Here is a 20,092-nt window from a genome sequence, read left to right on the forward strand (position 1 = left end):
CACCATGCTTTTTACTACGTTATTTGTACTGTTATTTATGATTTTGCACTAGAAAATCCACGAGTGTTAGCTTTTTTATTTCACTAGGGCGACCACTTCAATTTCTACTAATGCATCTTTTGGCAATCTTGCCACCTCGACACAAGAGCGTGCTGGTTTATGAGCAGAAAAATATTGTCCATATACTTCATTTACTGCCGCAAAATCATTCATGTCCTTAATAAAAACTGTTGCCTTGACCACTGTCTCAAAAGAAGCTCCAGCCTCCTCTAGGACTGCTTGCAAATTCTTAAAAACTTGGTGCGTCTGTTCTGTAATATCACCGTTAATCATTATCCCTTCAGCCGTTAATGGGATTTGACCTGAGCTATAAAACATATTGTTCACTACAATCCCTTGAGAATACGGACCTATAGCAGCAGGCGCATGATTCTTTTGAATGGCTTTCACGAGAGTTCCCCCTTAGTAAATCGTTCCTTTTGATTTCTCAAAATAATTCCCAGCAGAAACCGAAATCTTCTTTTCTCTAGTATCTACTTCTGATAATTTTAATAAAGATATATAGTCTTCTACTAAACGTTCTTCAGTATCCTCTGACTCAATTAAGACAGCGATTCCGCTAACCACAGCGTCAAACTCTTCTAATAGGCTGACCATTCCATTAATAGTTCCGCCAGCTTTCATGAAGTCATCTACTACCAATACTCTTGAACCTACTGCAAGACTTCTTTTTGAAAGTAACATAGTCTGAATTCTTTTAGATGAACCAGAAATATAATTAATACTTACGGTCGAACCTTCTGTCACTTTATTGTCCCTTCTTACTATCACAACAGGAACATTAAGATGATTGGCTACCGCATAAGCAATAGGGATTCCTTTAGTAGCCATCGTCATGATCACATCAATTTGCTTTCCAGAATAGGCTGAAGCAATTAGACGTCCGACTTTATTAACAAATTGGGGATCACCTAAAATATCTGTCATATATAAATAGCCACCGGGAAGAAGGCGTTCTGGCTTTTCCATGACTTCGCACATTTCACCAATGAAACGTTCTGCCTCTTCCTTGTTGATATTGACGATATATTTTACTCCACCAGCAGCCCCTGGAACAGTCACCAAGGTTCCGATACCCCTTTGTTCAAAGGTTTCCTTAATGATGGTCAAATCTTCACTAATAGAAGATTTAGCAGAACCATATCGATCGGCAAAAAATGTGAGGGGCACTAGTTGGCTTGGATGCTCTAACATATAGTTGGTCATATCCACTAACCGCTCGCTACGACGAAACTTCAAAGCAGAAAACCTCCTTAAAATCCGAATATTATTATATCAATCTTACAGTAATATACGTCTTTATTCAAGAGGGTTCCGTTCTCCAAGCAACCTTACTGCATAGACATGTTCACAGAAACCTCGTAATCCGTTATATACTCGGTTCATTCTAGAGTCATGTTCGATTAATCCGAATACTGTAGGTCCGCTTCCACTCATCAAAACAGCATCTGCTCCGAATTTCTTCATTTGTTCCTTAATGTGATAGACCTCTGGATAAAGTGTTAAAGTGACGTTCTCAAGGACATTACCTAAGTGGGCACATACACCTTTAAAATCATGATCATTGATAGCCTCAATCATTTTTGGAACATTAGGGTGTTGGACATTTTGTAAATCCAATCTCTTATACACATCTGCTGTTGAAACACCGATAGTGGGCTTTGCCAAAACCACCCAACAACTTGGCGGTGCTGGCAGATGGGTGATGATTTCCCCACGGCCTTTTGCTAATGCAGTTCCACCATAGACACAAAATGATACATCTGATCCAATCTCAGCCCCTAAAGTAGCTAAGTCGTCCAGACTTAATCCTAGTTTCCAAAGTTTATTTAATCCTCTTAGCGTAGCCGCAGCATCACTGCTTCCTCCTGCAAGACCTGCTGCTACAGGGATGTTCTTTTCAATTGTAATGGCCACGCCACTAGAAATATTAAATCTCTGCTTCAATAGGTTCGCGGCTTGATAAGCCAAATTACGGCTATCATCCGGTACATACCGATTGTGTGAGATAATCTTAATATCTTTTCCTGCTATTTCCGCTAGTTCGATTCGATCTGCAAGATCAACCGTCGTCATGACCATCTCTACTTCGTGATAATCATCCGGCCTTTTATAAAGCACATCCAATGCAAGATTGATCTTGGCAGGTGCCTTCTCCATTAGCTTCAATATCTTCACCTACGTTCGTAAAAAGTTCTTGTCCTATTTTACCATATCTACACACAATACAAAGTGTTTTTCCTATATTAAACAAACGAAAAAAGCCCTTTCACACCATATGTATTTGAAATTGCATGGGCCCATAATGACTCTTTATAAATCAGATGCTATTTTATTCCTTTTCTTAACATAGTTCAATATAAGTGCAGCTTAGCCTTTATTCCTAAAATTGGTCATCCGTAGACTGACTTCTTTACCGCCAATTTCATAAAGTATAAAGAAAAGACCAAAGCAAATGCCTTGGCCTTTATCCGTCACTTGCATGTTTATAATGAGTTGGTTAATCTTTCTGATAGACATTCAAAGGTTTAACGGTTTTGCATAAGCTGTTGCTCAGCAAGCTGAATAGCGCGTTTCACCATGTTCCCTGCATCTTTCGCACGGATTCCGCCCCATCCTTCCTTTTGAACTACATCATAAAAGCCTAACTCCTTAGCGAGCTCTTCCTTGAACCTTTCAGACATGACACCTCTACGTCGACCCAAAGCTTCTACCCCCTATGCATGCAGTGACATACATAGTGTGTGGAAGTTCAGTCTATTTCATGAATGCAATCATTGTTCATTTATTTCCAGTACTATTTGTATCAGTATTAACCATTTTCAAGAAAAATAAAAAGCAGTAAACAAAATTGTTTACTGCCCGCTTAAAGCCATATTCCCTGCTGCTTCATCAAAGAATGTTAATTCTACTGTTTCTGTAAGTACATCCGCATAGCTGTAGGAGACTCTTTCAAATGCATTTTCATCTTGGTCGAGCTCAATGACAAAAACAGATGGATAAGTTTCGGCTAACGTGCCAAGTCTTTCCACAGTTTTACGTCTTCCACCGTTCGCTTTTAAAACAAGCCTTTTTCCTAAATTGGAGTCAAGTGCTTTTTTAATATCAGCTAAAGTTTTCGGCATGATCGGTCCACCTCACTAAGTGTAGTATATCACATACTCGTACAAACCGTCAAACAAAATATAAAATTATATCAATACTCAAAAATGCTTGTCAATGGTTTTTAATCGCAATTTTCGCCCCATATCCAATAATTATAGGATTGCCCATCCTATAAAATTTATGTAAAGAATATTCATTCATGCCAAAAAAAGTGACTTTGATTGATAAGTCACTTTTTAAGAAGGTTCATAGCATACATTTTAAACGGTTTTAAGATTCATTTTCCATAAATTTATTGTATGGCATCCCAGTTCTTAAAACACCTCTAGTCTCTATTCCTCCAAGTCCTTTTTCACCAGTAAGCGTGTTTTTAAGAGCGTCCCAAACATGTACCCTTTCCATGAACGGGGTATAACAAATTTTCGCCACAATGTACACCGGATCAAGGGCATGGATATTAACTCTTGCAGGAGAACTTGCAAAATTGGCCCCTGCCTGAATTAATGATTCGAAATGAGATTGACAAGCACCTGCAAATATTACAAGCTGATCAAGGCTTGGTATTTTTTTCCTTGCTTCTCTTACTGTTTGGACAAATTCTTTCGAATGACGGTATGAGTTTAAGTCCATCATTGATCCTTTTGCCTTTGAATATGCATCATGTCCTGTTATTACTAAAATATCTGGACGAAACTTTTCAATATAGGAACCAATTCGTTGAGGCATTTCTTTTTCATCACATGTAATCCCTTGTACAGGTATGCCAATTTTCTCGTACATGTCCATACATTTCTTTAAATAGTTAGGATCCCCATCCATATGAAGAACCTTCCCAGGCATTTGAAAAAACTCACTAGTTTGCTTATATCCTTGCGTCACATCATACCTATACTTCTGCCTTAGGAGTTGAATATCTTGGGAAAACAATTTAAGTGACTGTTCGATTAATTCCTCATTCCTATGCTTCCATTCATTTCTCATATCTGAGCCAACAGGAGTAAGGTCGTGAAAAGGAGCATCTGCAATCAGACGTATATCTTCTCCAAAAAGAATGGCCTCTTTCGATCCATTGATTTCACGTATATCGATAACCCTAAATAATACGTCACATTTATACGAAATCCTTCCAACCACATCATTAATTTGAATGCTCATGATCTCACCTCTCGACAGAGCATCTTGTACGCCGTCAATTTTTTTCTCTTCATAGGCTATGCATCCTACCTCAAAACGGTGACGCCTACTTACCCTAAACAAATCTAGAGCGAAAAATGGTGATAGGTGAGCGATATCTCATTAGGTAGTTCTCACATAAGCCCGTTAATCCCCTCCAACCCACTAAGATCGTTCAAGTTATAAATATCATATCAATATAAACACAGTCTTTATGAAAAAAGGAAAAGCCTGCCCTTGTGGACAGACTTATACATTCATATATAGTGTTTATTCCCCATGGAAGTCAGCATAGAGCTCATCGCTTAAACGAGAAAACTCCTCAATTGAAAGAGTCTCTCCCCTACGTCCTGGGTCAATCCCTGCACGATTTAAAGCAGCTAATAGTGCTTCCTTCTTTTCTTTTCCTTTTGGTAACTGACTTGTAAGGTTATTCTGAATGGTTTTTCTTCTTTGGGCAAAACTTGCTCTTGTAACCGTAAAGAAAAACGCCTCATCTTTTACCTCGACCAGCGGTTTCTCTCTTTTCGTCAAGCGAATTACAGCTGAATCTACATTTGGCTGTGGCATGAATACCGTTTTAGGTACAATCATGACTGTTTCAGCTTCCGTATAATATTGTATAGCGATGGAAAGGGAGCCATATTCTTTAGTTCCAGGCTTAGCAGAAATCCTGTCTGCTACTTCCTTTTGAAGCATGACCACGATGCCACGAATAGGTAATCCTTCTTCTAATAACTTCATGATGATCGGCGTTGTTACATAATAGGGTAGGTTTGCAACCACCATTACATCTGATATTCCTTCAAATTCTTCCGCTGCTACTTCATTCACGTTTGCCTTTAATACATCTTGATGTATGATTTTTACGTTGTCATACGGTGAAAGTGTATCTTCTAAAATCGGAAGCAGGCGTTGGTCAATTTCAAATGAGACTACTTTCTTACTTACCTTCGCTAGCTGCTCGGTTAAAGCCCCGATTCCAGGCCCAATTTCGATAGCTCCACTTTCTTTTGATAAACCTGCATAGTCTACAATGTTCCGTAATATGTTTGTATCAATCAAGAAATTTTGCCCTAAACTTTTCTTGAAAGAAAATCCATATTTCTCTAAAATCGCTTTTGTGCGAATAGGTGTAGCGATATCTTTATGCATTTTGTTCCTCCCGCTCAATTTCATCCATTGCTTGCAAAAAGGCGCTTTTCGTAATATTGAACATATTCAAGCGCTTATACAGTTGTTTACCGTTTGTAAATCCTATTTTAAGCATGTACCCCAATTTTTCTCGACGTTCCTTTGAACCCGGACCACCTACGAGCCCCGCATCCAACAAATCTTGATGAGTGATTTCTTCTATGATTTCAACCCGTATCAATTGTGCATCCTTTAGTGCAGCCCGAATGGCTTCAGGTGAAGCATGTTCAACACCAATCCCTTTACCCGATTTCGGTAAAGCATCTTCTTTTGCTATAAAAGCATGTCTACAACCTTCAACCTTTGAAGAAATGATATTTCTAATCCGCTGACCTGGATAGTCAGGGTCAGTAAAAATGATGACCCCTCTTTTTTCTTGGGCATGCCTGATTTGTTCAATGGTAAATTCGCTCACAGCAGAACCATTCGTCTCGATTGTATCCGCATCAAGCGCCCTCTTTATGGCAACAGTGTCATCTTTACCTTCGACAACAATTATTTCTTTAATTTTCATTTTTCCTCCAAAATGATGAAACCTTTACCTTATATGACCCGTCTAATAATTTGACATGATTAATAATATCTTTCTTATTATACCCTTATCACGTTTTCATTCAAAAATTATTTAAACCAAAAGTGAAAAAAGCAGAAGGATATACTCCCCCTGCCTTTGATGTTTGTTTAGTTCAAGATTCGAATTTTCACTTTTCGTACGCCCCATTTATATGCTTGAGACTTCGATGAGAAAAACACATCAATCTTGTTTCCACGAATTGCTGATCCTGTATCTGCCGCAATCGCATATCCATATCCTTCTACATAAACTTTCGTTCCTAAAGGAATAACACTAGGATCGACCGCGATCACTTTGGCACTAGGATTGCTTTTTAAATTATACCCTGTAGCTGTAACCCCCGAGCAGCCATTACAATGAGCAGTATAGGCTGTAGAATTCACATACAATTCACGACCATCAGAAGTATTCTCACTGGTTCCACGAGAAACTTGTGCTACAAGCACCTTGGTTCCCACAGCCACCACTTGATCTTGTTTCTCTTTTAAAATTTTCTCAGAAAGCAAAGTACGTTTTATCTCTTTGCCATTTTCTTTGATTACTTCAAATTGCTTCGATTTCACACCTTTTTTACCCTCAGTGACAACTTTCTCTTTACCTTTGGAAAGAGAGCTGTCTTTTTTCGAAATGACTGCGAAGTTAATTGGTTCTTCCACTACATCGGTGACTTTTTCTACTCTCACGATTTTTACTGTGCTATTTGCTTGCACGTAATCTTTTAACCCTGGTTCAACACGGTCTAATTCATTTAGGACAATTCCTTGGTGTTTTAAAAAGTCAGCGACCGTAGTCGAAGTGGACCATACTTGATTGACCTTTTTTGTACCGTCTACTACGTGTAGTAAAAACGATTTTTCAAAGGCTACTTTCATATTGCCTTGAAGCTCAGTGTCTAAGGATGGGGTAATTTGATCCTCTTTCTTTACTTCTAGCTTACTTTCCTTCAACAGTTCTCCTACAGTTTCTGCTGTAGTCCAGATTTTCTTTTCCTTACCGTTCTGAATCAATGTAATTTGCTTGGCAGGCTTCCAAACTACCTGAAGCTGATCCTTCACCTCGGTTTTTCCCGAGGGATATAGGTAATCTTCTGCAGATACCTTTATCTCCAAATCTTTTAAAATATCGCTAATCGTATTTGCATGCGTTTTAACGATTTTTTCTTGACCATCTATGGAAATCGCTACTGTCTTCTTTGTTCCGTGATAGAACATCGTTCCTGTTACTGCAATAAAGACTATCAAACTACTAATTGCAATGGTCAGTCTCCTTCGACTAAAAGACTTGGAAAACAGGTTTTTCATGTTTTTGCTCACGATGAAAAACTCCTCCCTTCCTCTCCGGTGATTATATAGAGTTCTCTATCGACTGTCAAACTTACACCCTTTTTCCAGAACGTATCTCCAATTATGCATACTCTTGGCAATCTTGAAAAGGAAGACTTGTCGACAAGGATATCCTATGTTCATAAAAAGAATTGTAGAACTTTTAGGAATTAGGATTTTTATGGACAAGCTCCCCCAAAAATCGACATAAAACCTTATCAATTTATGCCGAATACTTTTTTTGCATTCTCAGTAGTAACTCTGGCTACTTCTTCATAACTAATCCCTTTAAGGTGCGCGATTTCCTCTGCAACCAATTTGACATAGCTCGGCTCATTTCTCTTGCCGCGGTTAGGATGCGGTGCCAAATATGGACAATCCGTCTCAATTAAAAGGCGATCCAATGGAATTTGTTCCGCTACTTCTTTCGGTTTCTTGGCATTTTTGAAGGTAACCGGACCTCCAAGTGATATGTAAAAGTTCATATCCACACATTCTTTAGCCGTTTCTGGGCTTCCGCTAAAGCAATGCATGATACCTCCGACTTCTTGGGCATTTTCTTCCCTTAAAATATCGACGATATCCTGTGTTGCGTCACGATTATGAATGACGATGGGCAACTTTACTCTCTTTGCTAAAGCAATTTGCTTTCGAAAAACCTCTTTTTGTATGTCCTTCGGAGATTTATCCCAGTAATAGTCCAAGCCCATTTCTCCTAAGGCTACCACTTTTGGGTGAGATGCAAGATCCTCAATCCATTCTAGGTCCTCATCCTTCATATCGATAGCATCCACAGGGTGCCATCCAATACTTGCATACATAAAATCATACGTCTCCACTAATTCTATTGCTTTTGTAATGGTAGGCCTATCAAAACCGACCACCACTAATTTAGAAACGCCAACCTCCTTTGCTCTTTCAATCACTTCTTGTAAATCTTCACTAAATTGATCAGCATTCAGATGTGCGTGTGTATCAAAAAGCATGTATGTAATTCTTCCTTTCTAGCAACTAGTTTATTACGAAAAAAAGATTTCATGTCTCACATTTCAGTAACAAAATGATTACAAACAATTAGTACTTTAGTCCATTGCATTATCAAATATGTCCTTCTAATTCTACATACTTATAGATGTATTGCAAATGATTTGTCTTTATCGACCCTTTCTATACTATTCTGCAATGGAGCATTTTTTATGAGTCCTTCCTCGAAAAACTTTTCTAACAAAGTTTTATTTCATCAAAAAAGATGTTCCACGTGGAACATCTTTTTTGATTCATTACCTTAGAATATTATCTAACATTTACCGTACTTTATTTTTAAATATTATTATTTGACCTTTGCACCATTCGGTAATGTTTGATCAACTGTTGCTAAAGATAGTTGGCCATTCTCACTACCAGCTAATATCATCCCTTGGGAAAGCTCTCCTCTTAGTTTAACAGGCTTCAAATTCGTTACACAAATGACTTTTCTGCCTACTAATTCTTCAGGTTTATAGTATTGTGCGATTCCAGAAATGACTTGTCGTTTTTCAAATCCTAAATCAAGCTGTAATTTTAATAATTTATCCGCTTTTTTGACAGGTTCCGCTTCAAGGACTTGAGCTACCCTTAACTCCACTTTCATGAAATCATCAATTGAAATCTCTTCGGCTTGCTCGACCTTTACTTCTTCCTGCTTCTCTTCTGTTACAGGAGCTGTGCCTTGCATTTTCATTTTGATATATTCAATTTCGTCTTTCATTTCCAGCCTTGGGAAAATAGGCTCCCCTTTTTGCACTTTCGTTCCTTCAGGAATCACACCAAACTTTTCAAGACTTTCCCAAGTTTTTAACTCTTCTGCAGATAGGTTCAGTTGATTGAAGATTTTATCTGGAGTTTGAGTCATGAATGGTTTAAGCAGGACAGCTATTCTACGCAAAGATTCTGCTAAATGAACCATCACGCTTGCTAGTTCCTGTTGTTTGCTTTCATCTTTGGCTAGTGCCCAAGGTTGTGTTTCATCAATAAATTTATTAGTTCTACTGACTAATCCCCATACAGTTGTCAAGGCAACTGAAAACTCCATCTTCTCCATAGCTTCTTCATATTTCTCAACCACTTCACGATTCATCGCGAGCAGCTGTTGTTCAAACTCACTCGATGAAGCTGAGTAACTAGGAATAACCCCATTGAAATACTTATCAATCATTGCTACAGTACGATTCAACAAATTCCCAAGATCGTTGGCTAGATCAAAATTGATCCGTTCAACAAACCCCTCTGGAGTAAAGACGCCATCTGAACCGAATGGAACTTCGCGAAGTAAGTAGTAACGTAAAGCATCAAGGCCATAACGATCAATCAGAGTTACCGGATCGACGACATTCCCTTTTGACTTGGACATTTTACCGTCTTTCATTAATAACCAACCATGGGCAAACACTTGCTTTGGAAGTGGTAGGTCTAATGCCATCAACATAATTGGCCAATAAATCGTGTGGAAACGGACAATTTCCTTACTCATCAAATGAACATTCGCTGGCCAATAGTTCAAGTACTTTGAATCATTATCCGATCCATACCCAAGAGCTGTGATATAGTTGGATAGTGCATCGATCCAAACATAAATGACGTGTTTTGGATTACCTGGAACCTTTACGCCCCATTCAAACGTGGTACGGGATACAGCCAGGTCCTCAAGTCCAGGCTTTAAGAAGTTATTAATCATTTCATTCTTCCTGGACTCAGGCTGGATGAAAGTTGGGTTTTCTTCATAATATTGAAGTAATCGATCGACATACTTGCTGACTTTAAAGAAATAAGATTCCTCTTTTACCTTCTCAACTGGCCTTCCACAGTCAGGACAGTTACCATTCTCTACTTGTCTTTCCGTAAAGAATGATTCACAAGGTGTGCAGTACCAGCCTTCGTACTCATCCAAATAAATATCGCCTTGGTCCAATAACTGTTGGAAAATCTTTTCGACAACCTTTTTGTGGCGATCTTCTGTCGTTCTAATAAAATCATCGTAAGATATATCCATCTTTTTCCATAAATCTTTAATACCAGATACAATACCATCGACGTACTGTTGAGGGGTCACTCCTTCCTCAGCAGCCTTGCGTTCAATTTTTTGTCCATGCTCGTCCGTACCGGTTAAGTACATGACATCATATCCTCTAAGACGCTTATAACGAGCCATTGCATCCCCCGCTACCGTCGTATAGGCATGACCGATATGTAAATTGCCACTCGGATAGTAAATTGGTGTCGTAATGTAAAAAGTCTTTAATTTTTCCTCCATGTCCATCCTCCATTTTTTCTTGCTAATCTGTATTAATGGGTATCACATCTTCTGATTAAAATTATAGCTTGTTATATTAATCCAGCCTGAATTCACAACTATTTTCTTATTCAAAAAGATTTGTACCATCCTTCATATTCTTTCATTATACCAAGATTACAGTGAATTACCGCAACCACTAAAGACAAAAAAGATTATTCCTACGCCAACCACTATCATCTTTGCTGATCTTGCAACAAAATATACACTTTTCCCTCATCAATTGTAATCTTATTCCTTATTCATTATGAAGAATTATAGTAAAAAAATAAAAATCACTTTAAAATTAGTAAAAACCGTCGATTCAGTCGACATTTCTGGGGGAATATGGTATAAAAGGATGTAGTTATATGTCGATTAATGTCGAATTTCGTGGTATGATTCTCCTATAATCAGTCAATGATTCTATAAAAAGTAAGTTATTTGTCATATGCCTATTAACGGTCAAATGACGTATAATGTATGTAAAGTATTGATTCTACCACATTCTTAAGTCTGGATTATTTTACTAATAAAGGATATTAATAAAATGATTGACGAAAATGGGAATGCTTGGTATTATAAAACCATTATAAAATTTTGTCGAATCATGACGAATTATAGAAAAAGAAATCGAGAACTAGAAACATTATTATTTTTATATCGAGAGGGGAACATGGAAATGAAATCTACAGGTATTGTTCGTAAAGTTGATGAATTAGGACGCGTAGTTATTCCAATTGAATTACGTCGTACATTAGGTATTGCAGAAAAAGATGCTTTAGAAATTTATGTAGATGATGAGCGCATCATCCTTAAAAAATATAAGCCAAACATGACTTGCCAGGTAACTGGTGAAGTATCTGATAACAACTTATCATTAGCTAGCGGTAAATTAGTACTAAGCCGTGAAGGTGCAGAACTTCTATTAAAAGAAATCTCTGAGAACCTTGAATTAGTGAAATAATAAAAAGAGATTCCAGACATCATAGTGTCTGGAATCTCTTTTTATGTCTTATTCAACATGATAGGCATGATAAACATCTCTTTTATTCATGTTACGGTCTTTTGCTACTTGTTTGATAGCTTCTTTATTCATAAGTCCTTTTTCATCTATATACACTTTGACGTGTTGAGCAATGGATAAATCCTGCCACCATATGTTCTCTTCTGGAGGTGCTGATTCAATTGATCCCTCAACGATTAAGCAAAACTCCCCTCGGATTTCAGTTTCCTCCGTCCAGAGAATAGCGTCTTCAATTGAACCCCTTATGAACTCCTCAAATTTCTTCGTTAGTTCACGGCATAATACAATAGAACGATTTCCAAAGATTTGTGCCATATGTTTCAAGGTCTCTTTTAATCGGTGGGGTGATTCGTAAAAGATTATTGTTGAATTAATATACTTTAATTCCTCTAATTCCTTTTTCTTTTCCTTTGAACTTCTTCCCAGGAAGCCATAGAAATAAAAGGGTTGAGGGGCTATACCGGAAGCAATCAATGCAGTCAATGCAGCATTTGCTCCTGGAAGTGGGATAACAGGAATCCCCTCCTCAATAGCTTCGCGAACTAGTTCAAAACCCGGGTCAGATATGGTCGGCATTCCTGCATCACTTACAAGAGCAACCGTCTGTCCAGCATGAATACGTTCCACAATATTTTGACCGCTTATCTGTTTATTATGTTCATGGTAACTGATGATTGGGGTATCAATCTCATAGTAATTGCACAATTTTTTGGTATTGCGAGTATCTTCAGCTGCAATGACATGTGCTTCCTTTAATATTCTAATTGCACGAAAACTCATATCCTCTAGATTCCCAATGGGAGTCGGGACAAGATATAATACCGCTTCTTTTCCTTCATTAGCAAAGCTCTTTTGCTGTAAGATCAACAATATTCAGCTCCTTAGCTATGATGCGTTCTTTTTTTGTTCTAGGTAACCTCTTAAACCAGTATTCTGTTCGCATGGCTTCTTCTTTTGTTGAAAACTCATGTGAAAACACCAATGAAACTGGACCTCTTCCTCGGGTATATTTGGCACCCTTGCCTTCATTATGCATGCGTATCCTTCGATTTATATCGGTTGTGTATCCCGCATATAAACTTCCATCTTTACACTTTAGGACATAAAAAAAATGGTTATTTTTCCCCATATAACATATATCGAGCCTCTTCGGTATACTCATTGTTCTCATCGTAGACAACAAACGGAGGCAGGATTTTCAAGTCTGGATTTCCATCTTTGATTCCTTCTATTAGAAGAGCATTTGCTTCTTTCCCTTGTTTCGGATAGACAAATTGTAGTCTTTTCGGTTCAAGCCGATATTTCCTCATTAATGTGACAATATCTAATAATCGGCCCGGTCGATGGACAAAAGCCGCTTTTCCCCCTTGTTTTAATAGCCCGCTACTTACTCGGACAACGTCTTCCAACGTACACATGATTTCATGTCTGGCGATTGCATAATGTATATTTTTATTGATTTCTTCCTCAGATGGAGTAGGAAAATATGGAGGATTACAGGTTACCGCATCAAATTTAGAGTGTCCTATGTTTTGAGTCACTTCCTTCAAATCTCCGTGTACCATCTGGATTTGATTCTGTTTATCGTTATAAGCAATACTTCTTGTTGCCATATCATATAATCTTTCTTGAATTTCCACACCTATGATTTCAGCCTTACTTCTTGTACTCAAAAGTAGCGGTATGACACCATTTCCTGAACAAAGATCCACAATTTTCCCTTTTTGAATAGGGACTTGGATAAACCTTGCCAATAAAACCGCATCAAGCGAAAAAGAAAAGACGGAAGGACTTTGGATAATTTTCATATCCTCTGCCAATAAGTAATCTAAACGCTCGTCATCATGTAACAACACGGATGTAGGACACCTCTCTTTACCTATCAATAATAAAGCCTTATATCGAAAAAAGAATCTATTCTAAATGAGCCCCTTATTCACTTTCTTTTAGGCTGTCCATTTATGACTAATCAATTGTAAAAAAGCCTCCCAGATTGGAAGGCTTTTACTTTAAAATGCATGTGAACAAACGATGCACTAAAAAGATCAAATCTACAAAGTAGAAATAACTTACTTTTTATTTAAGAATGAAAGGCAGAATAAACAATCGCCTTCTTTTCGTGGACTACCAAAGTGGAGATTACAAATATGGAATCCTTCTTGATATAGTCGAGCAAGATTATCATACCCTTCCCCTACATCAAAGCCTTTTTCATCTTTTTCTGTCTCACGAACCTTTGAAGACTTTTTGCCTTTTACGGCAGACTTTTGATTGGAGGAAGAAACTTGTTCCAATCGTCTACGCAAATGTTCATTTTCTATTTGTAGCGTGTTATTTTCTTCTAATATTCCCGCTACATGCGTTTTTAAATCTCCTAGCTGTTTATAGAGATGGCCAATTTGCGTCTCCATATTACTAACAGAATCAAAAATTTCCTTTTTATCCACGCCATCACCACCTCATTAATCTGTGGCTTGAATAGAAACGGCTCCCTCTTTTAGAATTTCTTCTAAAGTATACTCTAATACTCTCTCCTGCTCGACCAATTCTACTTGAAGTACGCGTTCTAGAATATTAAGCCCTACTACCTTGCCTTTTCCATTTGGAGTCGTAATCATTTCCCCGAGATCTGGAAGCTGCTCTTTGGCAGTTTCATATTCATCATTTTCATACTTTAAACAGCACATCAATCTTCCGCAAAGACCGGAGATTTTTGTAGGATTTAAGGATAGGTTTTGATCCTTAGCCATTTTGATGGACACTGGTTCAAAGTCGCCTAGATAAGTCGAACAACAAAGCATTCTACCACAAGGACCGATGCCTCCAAGCATTTTTGCTTCGTCCCTCACCCCAATTTGGCGCAGTTCAATTCGAGTACGGAAAATGGCTGCTAGATCTTTAACTAATTCACGAAAATCTACACGACCGTCAGCTGTGAAATAGAATATCACTTTATTTCGATCGAAAGTATATTCAACATCAACGAGCTTCATGTCGAGTTTATGGTCACTTACTTTTTGTGAGCATACCTCATATGCTTCCTTTGCAGCTGATTTATTCTCCTCTACTATTAAACGGTCTTTTGGATCTGCTATCCGCAGAACCTTTTTTAACGGCAGAACCACATCATTTTCATCTACTTGTTTCCGGGCAATTACCACTTTACCAAATTCCACTCCACGAGCCGTCTCGACAATTACAAACTCATCTTTTGGAATTTGAAGCTCTCCCGGGTCAAAGTAGTATATTTTTCCCGCTTTTTTAAAACGGACGCCTACTACATCATACAAATGATGACCCCTCCTGCAAATTCAACACTAGCTGTTCCATGACCAGCTGTGGATTTGTATTGGACATCAGCCTTCTTTTAGCCTCTAGGATTGCTTCCATTTTTTCAGCCAATTTTTTTTGAGACAACAACCAAGCCGTTTTCTCAAAGTTTCCGCTCATTGACTGATAAACAACTAATTCTGGCTTGTCCAACTGAATGTATAATAAATCTTTATAAATAAGAAGTAACAAGTCTAAACCTCTATCAAGCTGTTCTTTCTCCTTAAAGTGACCCATCCATTCTTCTTGTAAATAAATTAATGCTTTTAAAGAATCCTGTATGAGTACTTCATATAATTTTAACACTATTTTTTGAGCTTGTGCAAACCATTCGTCAGAACTAATTAGTAAGGCTTCCTCAAAATTATGTGTAAGTTGAGAAATAATAGAAGATGATTGTGATGAAATACCTTGCTCTTCTAATCTAACTTTTATGAGCAATGGTGAAAGAGGTTTAAGTGTGATAACTTGGCACCTCGATAGGATTGTAGGAATCATTCTATGTATTTGCTCTGTAAGTAAAATAGCCGTCGTTCCTTCATGTGGTTCTTCTAAGAACTTCAATAAGCTATTAGCTGCCTGTACAGTCATTTTATCCGCATGAACAACGATGTAGACTTTCCGTTTAGATTCAACACTTTTCTTATTGAACTCCCCTTGTAAATGCTGAATCTGTTCTTTTTTTATGGACAATCCATCTGGTTCAATTAAATGTACATCTGGGTGATTTCCATGTGAAATACGTTTACAATTAGAACATTCTTCACAGGGAATCACACCTTCTGCTGGATTCACGCAAAATAGACTTTTAGCGAAGATAATCCCAATGTCCTTTTTTCCAGTCCCACGTTCACCTTCAAATAGATAGGCATGTGAAATTCGATGTTTCTTTATGCTATTCTCTAGCATTGTCAGCACTTCTGGTTGGAACTCTTTAAGTTCGTTCCATTGTTTAACCATGACTATCATCCCATTTATGTGTATAGATTTATCAATAAACCTTTTACTTCACCGATTTTCCCTAAGATATCAATCGATTCTTTTTCTTTATTCATCACATCTTCCGTAAGCTCGACCAATTTTCGATCGATGGTCTCAACGGTCTTCAATGGTCTGCTTTGCCCAAATTGATTCCAGCTATGAGACTGCTTTAATTCCATACCAAAATTAACGGCTTCTTTTACAAATTTTTTAACTAACGTCTTATATTTAGCTAAATCCTTAAAAGTGCGGGACCGAGCCAAACGCTCGCCCGCACCTTCGATATCTACAAGTAATTTATTTAATGCTTCATATTGGAGCTTTTGATCCTGTTTTTGAACAAGAGACTGAAACCGAGTACTTCCGGTTGATATAGACTTCTGCTCTTTTGATACTTTATCCAGCTTAAGATGAAGCTCTTGATTGATTTTCATAGAAAAGCCTCCACTTCCTAAAACTGCATGAAATTTTCAATAGGAAGTACAAACACTGTTGCTCCACCTACTTCAACCTCAACAGGATACGGAACATAGGAGTCAGCATTGCCCCCCATTGGTGATACTGGGGCCACTAGTTGCTCACGAGCTTTACAATTATCTTTAATGATTTGCAAAGCTTTATCCACTCGAATGTCCTCTGTACCAATCATGAAGGTAGTATTTCCAGACTTTAAGAAACCACCTGTGGTTGCCAGTTTTGTTGCACGGAAATTATGGTCCACCAATGCATTCAATAGCTTATTGCTATCTTTATCTTGTACTACCGCAATAATCATTTTCAAAATAAAGCACCCCCCGAGTTATTGTATTCCCATTCCTGAATATTGGTTATATATATTCCATTATATCAAGTAGACTATCATACTTCCCAATCAATTTAGTGAAGGATTGCTAATGGAAGCTAAAACCTTTTTTTCTGCTACTTCCACAACCTCATTAATAGGTTTAGATGCATCAATGGTATAGAACCTTTCTTTAAACATTTCTATTACCTTCATATATCCTTCTCTAACTTTTTGATGGAAAGAAAGAGCTTCTAAATCTAAGCGATTCTGTTCTCGTTCCTCATTCGACGAGATTCTTTTTAATCCCTCTTCTGGCTCTATATCAAAATATAGCGTTAAATGTGGCATACGTCCTTCAATTGCGAATTTATTAATCTTATAGACTTCATCAATACCCAATCCTCGAGCGTATCCTTGATAAGCAAGAGAACTATCAATAAAACGATCGCACAAAACGATATATCCTTCTAGTAATGCAGGAACTACTTTTTCTACTAGATGCTGTCTCCTAGCAGCGGCATATAGCAAAGCTTCTGTCCTACCATCCATACTCGTATTTTCTGTATTTAATATCACCTGACGAATTTGCTCAGAAATCGAAATTCCACCAGGTTCTCTAGTGATTAATATTTTATAGCCTTTTTGTTCGAGCCTCTCACCTAGTAATTGAATGACAGTCGACTTACCTGCACCTTCTGGGCCCTCAATTGTGATGAACATACCTTTTTCCATCCGTTTACCTCCATGGTATCTATGCTGTTTAGTATACAACATTCTGTATCAGTAAACCTACCGTATTAGAATTATTCATAGACCCAGAGTTTACCTTCTTGTAACGAACTTCCACCATGGAATCGGGTTCCTAATATAATCAACTCTCGTAAATAGGATAGAGCCTTATTAGTAATGATCTCCCCATCCATGATTAATGGAATGCCTGGTGGATATGGGATAATCATTTCCGCACATACCCTACCTGCACTTTCAACTATAGAAATGGGCACTTTCTTTTTATTACCCATTTCCTTAAAAGAATACTCTAGCTTTGTATAATGATTATTCAGTTGATAAGAAGGCATTTCCTTGATGGCTGCTGGATGCCTGTCCCTTAACCGTTCAAGTGCTAATGAAATCTTTTGAATTGCTGTCACGTATGGAAACGATTGTCCTTTTTTTAATAATGGTAATATTAATAAAACATTGTAAGGATCGGCTAATTCTGCATATACCCCCTCTTCTTGCAATGCATCGAGTAGCTGAAACCCCGAATATCCGTCTAATGGTTGTAAAGTGACCTTTAACGGATCTACATTTCGTTCCTCCAACATTTTAATCCCACTCATTGACCTTAATTTATCTTTAAATGCATCCAGTTCTTTCAGTGCATGAAGGATATCCTCTTCATTAAATGAAGCAAGATAATGCCTTGCATGATCCAGACTCATCATAATAGGATAAGAAGGGCTGCTCGATTGGAGCATTTGTAAATACATCTCTATTTTTTTTTCATCGACCCTATCATTGTATATATGTAAGTACGACCCCATTGTCATGGCAGGTAACGTCTTATGCGCAGAGTGGACCACTACATCGGCTCCAAACTGGGCTGCACTAGCCGGAAAAGGATGACCAAGAGCAAAATGTGCTCCGTGAGCTTCATCTACCAGCACTGGGATATTATATTCATGGGCTAAATTTATGATAGGTTTTAACATTTGAATTTTCCCATAGTAATTGGGAGAAGTAATAATTAATGCTTTGGCATCTGGATAAGAAGATAATGTCTCTTGGAGAGATTCAAGCGTGATACCTCCTGCCATCTTCCATTCACGGTCTATATCCGGTTGGAGAAAAACGGGGTCAACCTTTGCTAACTTCAAACCATGAAGAATGGACTTATGACAATTCCTTTGCACAAGGACAGCATCACCTTCCTGACAAACCCCTAATATCATCGCCAAATTCCCAACTGTTGAACCATTTACTAGGAAATAGCTCTTTTTTGACTGATAAAAATCGGAAAGCAATTGCTGTGCCTCATATATAGCTTCCTCTGGATGATGTAAATCATCTAATCCAGGTACCTCTGTCATGTCATACTCTAATAATCTATTTATCCCCACTGGCATCTCTTTAGAAAGAATCAAGCCACTTTTATGTCCTGGGACATGAAACGAAATTGGGTCACTTATTCGGTGTCGCTCTAATGCTTCATACAATGGTAATCTAGTTTGCTGTAAATTCATGTTATTCTTCCTTTATATATAAGTAGATTAAGTGTATCAAAAAGTATAAAAAATAGAGACTCTATAAATAGAATCTCCATTAAGAAAAAATTTCTGGTTTAGTTATTTTCTTTAATTGATCCAGAAAATATTTATATCGTGGATCACTCGTTTCAGTTGTAACCATTTCTTTTTCGCATTCTTCACACACAAAAGATGTATAAAGGTGTATGCCCATTTGTTTTTCTTTTTCACATACAATGCATATCTCCCCATAATGCTTTGCCAAATTGTTCATTCCTCCACCTCCATACCCCTATTCTGCCCGAAACCTTTAATTTGTATACAATTTTTCGAATCGTTCATCCACCTGGGATATTGGCCTATACTATCCTATGTAGCTTTCTTGCTTTCCGTGTATGTCTTATTTGATTTTTTCTTATCTGAGTTGAAATAATGCTATTTACAGAGAATATCCAAGCTAGTCCTCATGCGGCAGTTTTCTATTATTAACCCATTGAGATGTGAACGGTATCATGGGAACTTGGTGGATAAAGGAGGGCATGTGAACGGAAAAACGAATATTTCATGGATATAGATAGTCATGTGAAGGGTATATTTGTGAAAAATTCAAAAAGTGAAGGATAAATTTTAAAAGTGAAGGGTATTTGTTACTAAAGTGAAAGATAAAGGTACCCTGGTGAATGATAATAGAAGAAAGTGAACGGAATAATGAAATCTAAGCAACAAGCAATGTCGTTGGCCTCATCACTCAATCCTCATTCGCCCAGCACGCTCCGGGCTTTGCTCTCACTCTTCCTTATACTTAAAATGATTTCCTTTTCAAAGGCTTCCTACCTCTTTCTCTAGTCACCTTCTGTTTCCTCTCCAAAAGAAAACAAAAAAAGACCAGCCTCATCAGCTGACCTTCTTCTCTTTGCCTGGCAACGTCCTACTCTCACAGGGGGAAACCCCCAACTACCATCGGCGCTGAAGAGCTTAACTTCCGT

23 protein-coding genes and 1 rRNA gene are annotated in these 20,092 nt (G+C 37.8%); 1 reads left to right on the forward strand and 23 read right to left on the reverse strand.

Features of this window, described 5'->3' with window-relative positions; genetic code table 11:
• Positions 1 to 75 precede the first annotated feature (75 nt).
• From ridA to metG, 11 genes are all read right to left on the reverse strand, one after another.
• On the reverse strand, positions 76 to 450 hold the full coding sequence (ridA, locus tag DBX25_RS17835; RefSeq protein WP_108672133.1) for a 2-iminobutanoate/2-iminopropanoate deaminase: 375 nt from the start codon (positions 448 to 450) through the stop codon (positions 76 to 78).
• 12 nt (positions 451 to 462) lie between these two features.
• Positions 463 to 1,299, reverse strand: coding sequence for a pur operon repressor (gene purR / locus DBX25_RS17840; protein WP_108672134.1), 837 nt, complete (start codon positions 1,297 to 1,299; stop codon positions 463 to 465).
• Between the two features lie 60 nt (positions 1,300 to 1,359).
• Positions 1,360 to 2,229, reverse strand: a complete 870-nt coding sequence (gene ispE / locus DBX25_RS17845) for a 4-(cytidine 5'-diphospho)-2-C-methyl-D-erythritol kinase (protein WP_108672135.1) — start codon at positions 2,227 to 2,229, stop codon at positions 1,360 to 1,362.
• A gap of 359 nt (positions 2,230 to 2,588) precedes the next feature.
• Positions 2,589 to 2,765 carry a small, acid-soluble spore protein, alpha/beta type gene (locus tag DBX25_RS17850; protein WP_108672136.1) on the reverse strand — a complete coding sequence of 59 codons (177 nt, stop codon included), beginning with the start codon at positions 2,763 to 2,765 and terminating at the stop codon, positions 2,589 to 2,591.
• 150 nt (positions 2,766 to 2,915) lie between these two features.
• Positions 2,916 to 3,185 (reverse strand): biofilm formation stimulator Veg, encoded by a 270-nt coding sequence (veg, locus tag DBX25_RS17855; RefSeq protein WP_108672137.1) that lies wholly within the window; start codon positions 3,183 to 3,185, stop codon positions 2,916 to 2,918.
• 250 nt (positions 3,186 to 3,435) lie between these two features.
• Positions 3,436 to 4,320 carry a sporulation peptidase YabG gene (gene yabG / locus DBX25_RS17860; protein WP_108672138.1) on the reverse strand — a complete coding sequence of 295 codons (885 nt, stop codon included), beginning with the start codon at positions 4,318 to 4,320 and terminating at the stop codon, positions 3,436 to 3,438.
• Positions 4,321 to 4,608: 288 nt separating this feature from the next.
• A complete protein-coding gene (gene rsmA, locus DBX25_RS17865; protein WP_108672139.1) occupies positions 4,609 to 5,493 on the reverse strand; it encodes a 16S rRNA (adenine(1518)-N(6)/adenine(1519)-N(6))-dimethyltransferase RsmA in 885 nt (294 codons plus the stop codon).
• Entirely contained in the window at positions 5,486 to 6,046 is a 561-nt protein-coding gene (gene rnmV, locus DBX25_RS17870; RefSeq protein ID WP_108672140.1) for a ribonuclease M5, read from the reverse strand. Before rnmV ends, rsmA begins: the two co-directional genes overlap by 8 nt.
• Positions 6,047 to 6,213: 167 nt before the next feature.
• Positions 6,214 to 7,407: a G5 and 3D domain-containing protein gene (locus DBX25_RS17875; RefSeq protein ID WP_108672154.1), complete on the reverse strand. Its 1,194-nt coding sequence runs from the start codon at positions 7,405 to 7,407 to the stop codon at positions 6,214 to 6,216.
• Between the two features lie 239 nt (positions 7,408 to 7,646).
• Entirely contained in the window at positions 7,647 to 8,414 is a 768-nt protein-coding gene (locus DBX25_RS17880; RefSeq protein WP_108672141.1) for a TatD family hydrolase, read from the reverse strand.
• Positions 8,415 to 8,758: 344 nt separating this feature from the next.
• Entirely contained in the window at positions 8,759 to 10,717 is a 1,959-nt protein-coding gene (gene metG / locus DBX25_RS17885) for a methionine--tRNA ligase (RefSeq protein WP_108672142.1), read from the reverse strand.
• A 700-nt stretch (positions 10,718 to 11,417) separates the two neighbouring features.
• On the opposite strand from metG, the gene DBX25_RS17890 reads away from it, so the two are divergent.
• The gene (locus tag DBX25_RS17890) at positions 11,418 to 11,702 is read left to right on the forward strand and encodes an AbrB/MazE/SpoVT family DNA-binding domain-containing protein (protein WP_108672156.1); all 285 of its coding nucleotides are present in this window, start codon (positions 11,418 to 11,420) and stop codon (positions 11,700 to 11,702) included.
• A 48-nt stretch (positions 11,703 to 11,750) separates the two neighbouring features.
• On the opposite strand, the gene rsmI is transcribed toward DBX25_RS17890, so the two are convergent.
• The 12 genes from rsmI to rrf all read right to left on the reverse strand — a co-directional run.
• Positions 11,751 to 12,626, reverse strand: coding sequence for a 16S rRNA (cytidine(1402)-2'-O)-methyltransferase (rsmI, locus tag DBX25_RS17895; RefSeq protein WP_108672157.1), 876 nt, complete (start codon positions 12,624 to 12,626; stop codon positions 11,751 to 11,753).
• Positions 12,601 to 12,891, reverse strand: a complete 291-nt coding sequence (locus DBX25_RS17900; protein ID WP_108672143.1) for a GIY-YIG nuclease family protein — start codon at positions 12,889 to 12,891, stop codon at positions 12,601 to 12,603. The genes rsmI and DBX25_RS17900 overlap by 26 nt, the downstream gene beginning before the upstream one ends.
• Positions 12,878 to 13,570 carry a tRNA1(Val) (adenine(37)-N6)-methyltransferase gene (locus DBX25_RS17905; protein WP_108672155.1) on the reverse strand — a complete coding sequence of 231 codons (693 nt, stop codon included), beginning with the start codon at positions 13,568 to 13,570 and terminating at the stop codon, positions 12,878 to 12,880. The genes DBX25_RS17900 and DBX25_RS17905 overlap by 14 nt, the downstream gene beginning before the upstream one ends.
• A gap of 261 nt (positions 13,571 to 13,831) precedes the next feature.
• Positions 13,832 to 14,209 (reverse strand): DNA replication initiation control protein YabA, encoded by a 378-nt coding sequence (gene yabA / locus DBX25_RS17910; RefSeq protein ID WP_108672144.1) that lies wholly within the window; start codon positions 14,207 to 14,209, stop codon positions 13,832 to 13,834.
• A 15-nt stretch (positions 14,210 to 14,224) separates the two neighbouring features.
• Complete coding sequence (ricT, locus tag DBX25_RS17915) at positions 14,225 to 15,052, reverse strand: competence/sporulation regulator complex protein RicT (protein ID WP_108672145.1); 828 nt, start codon at positions 15,050 to 15,052, stop codon at positions 14,225 to 14,227.
• Entirely contained in the window at positions 15,045 to 16,052 is a 1,008-nt protein-coding gene (gene holB, locus DBX25_RS17920) for a DNA polymerase III subunit delta' (protein ID WP_108672146.1), read from the reverse strand. Before holB ends, ricT begins: the two co-directional genes overlap by 8 nt.
• A 14-nt stretch (positions 16,053 to 16,066) precedes the next feature.
• Positions 16,067 to 16,507: a YaaR family protein gene (locus DBX25_RS17925; RefSeq protein WP_108672147.1), complete on the reverse strand. Its 441-nt coding sequence runs from the start codon at positions 16,505 to 16,507 to the stop codon at positions 16,067 to 16,069.
• Positions 16,508 to 16,524: 17 nt separating this feature from the next.
• A complete protein-coding gene (locus DBX25_RS17930; RefSeq protein ID WP_108672148.1) occupies positions 16,525 to 16,854 on the reverse strand; it encodes a cyclic-di-AMP receptor in 330 nt (109 codons plus the stop codon).
• A 90-nt stretch (positions 16,855 to 16,944) separates the two neighbouring features.
• A complete protein-coding gene (tmk, locus tag DBX25_RS17935) occupies positions 16,945 to 17,589 on the reverse strand; it encodes a dTMP kinase (RefSeq protein WP_108672149.1) in 645 nt (214 codons plus the stop codon).
• Positions 17,590 to 17,660: 71 nt separating this feature from the next.
• Positions 17,661 to 19,103: an aminotransferase class I/II-fold pyridoxal phosphate-dependent enzyme gene (locus DBX25_RS17940; RefSeq protein WP_108672150.1), complete on the reverse strand. Its 1,443-nt coding sequence runs from the start codon at positions 19,101 to 19,103 to the stop codon at positions 17,661 to 17,663.
• A 79-nt stretch (positions 19,104 to 19,182) separates the two neighbouring features.
• Positions 19,183 to 19,380, reverse strand: coding sequence for a sigma factor G inhibitor Gin (locus tag DBX25_RS17945; RefSeq protein WP_108672151.1), 198 nt, complete (start codon positions 19,378 to 19,380; stop codon positions 19,183 to 19,185).
• A gap of 641 nt (positions 19,381 to 20,021) precedes the next feature.
• Positions 20,022 to 20,092, reverse strand: a 5S ribosomal RNA gene (gene rrf / locus DBX25_RS21820); the annotation flags it as partial.

The sequence above is a fragment of the Peribacillus acanthi genome (assembly GCF_003073175.1).
Taxonomy (GTDB): Bacteria; Bacillota; Bacilli; order Bacillales; family DSM-1321; genus Bacillus_BN; species Bacillus_BN acanthi.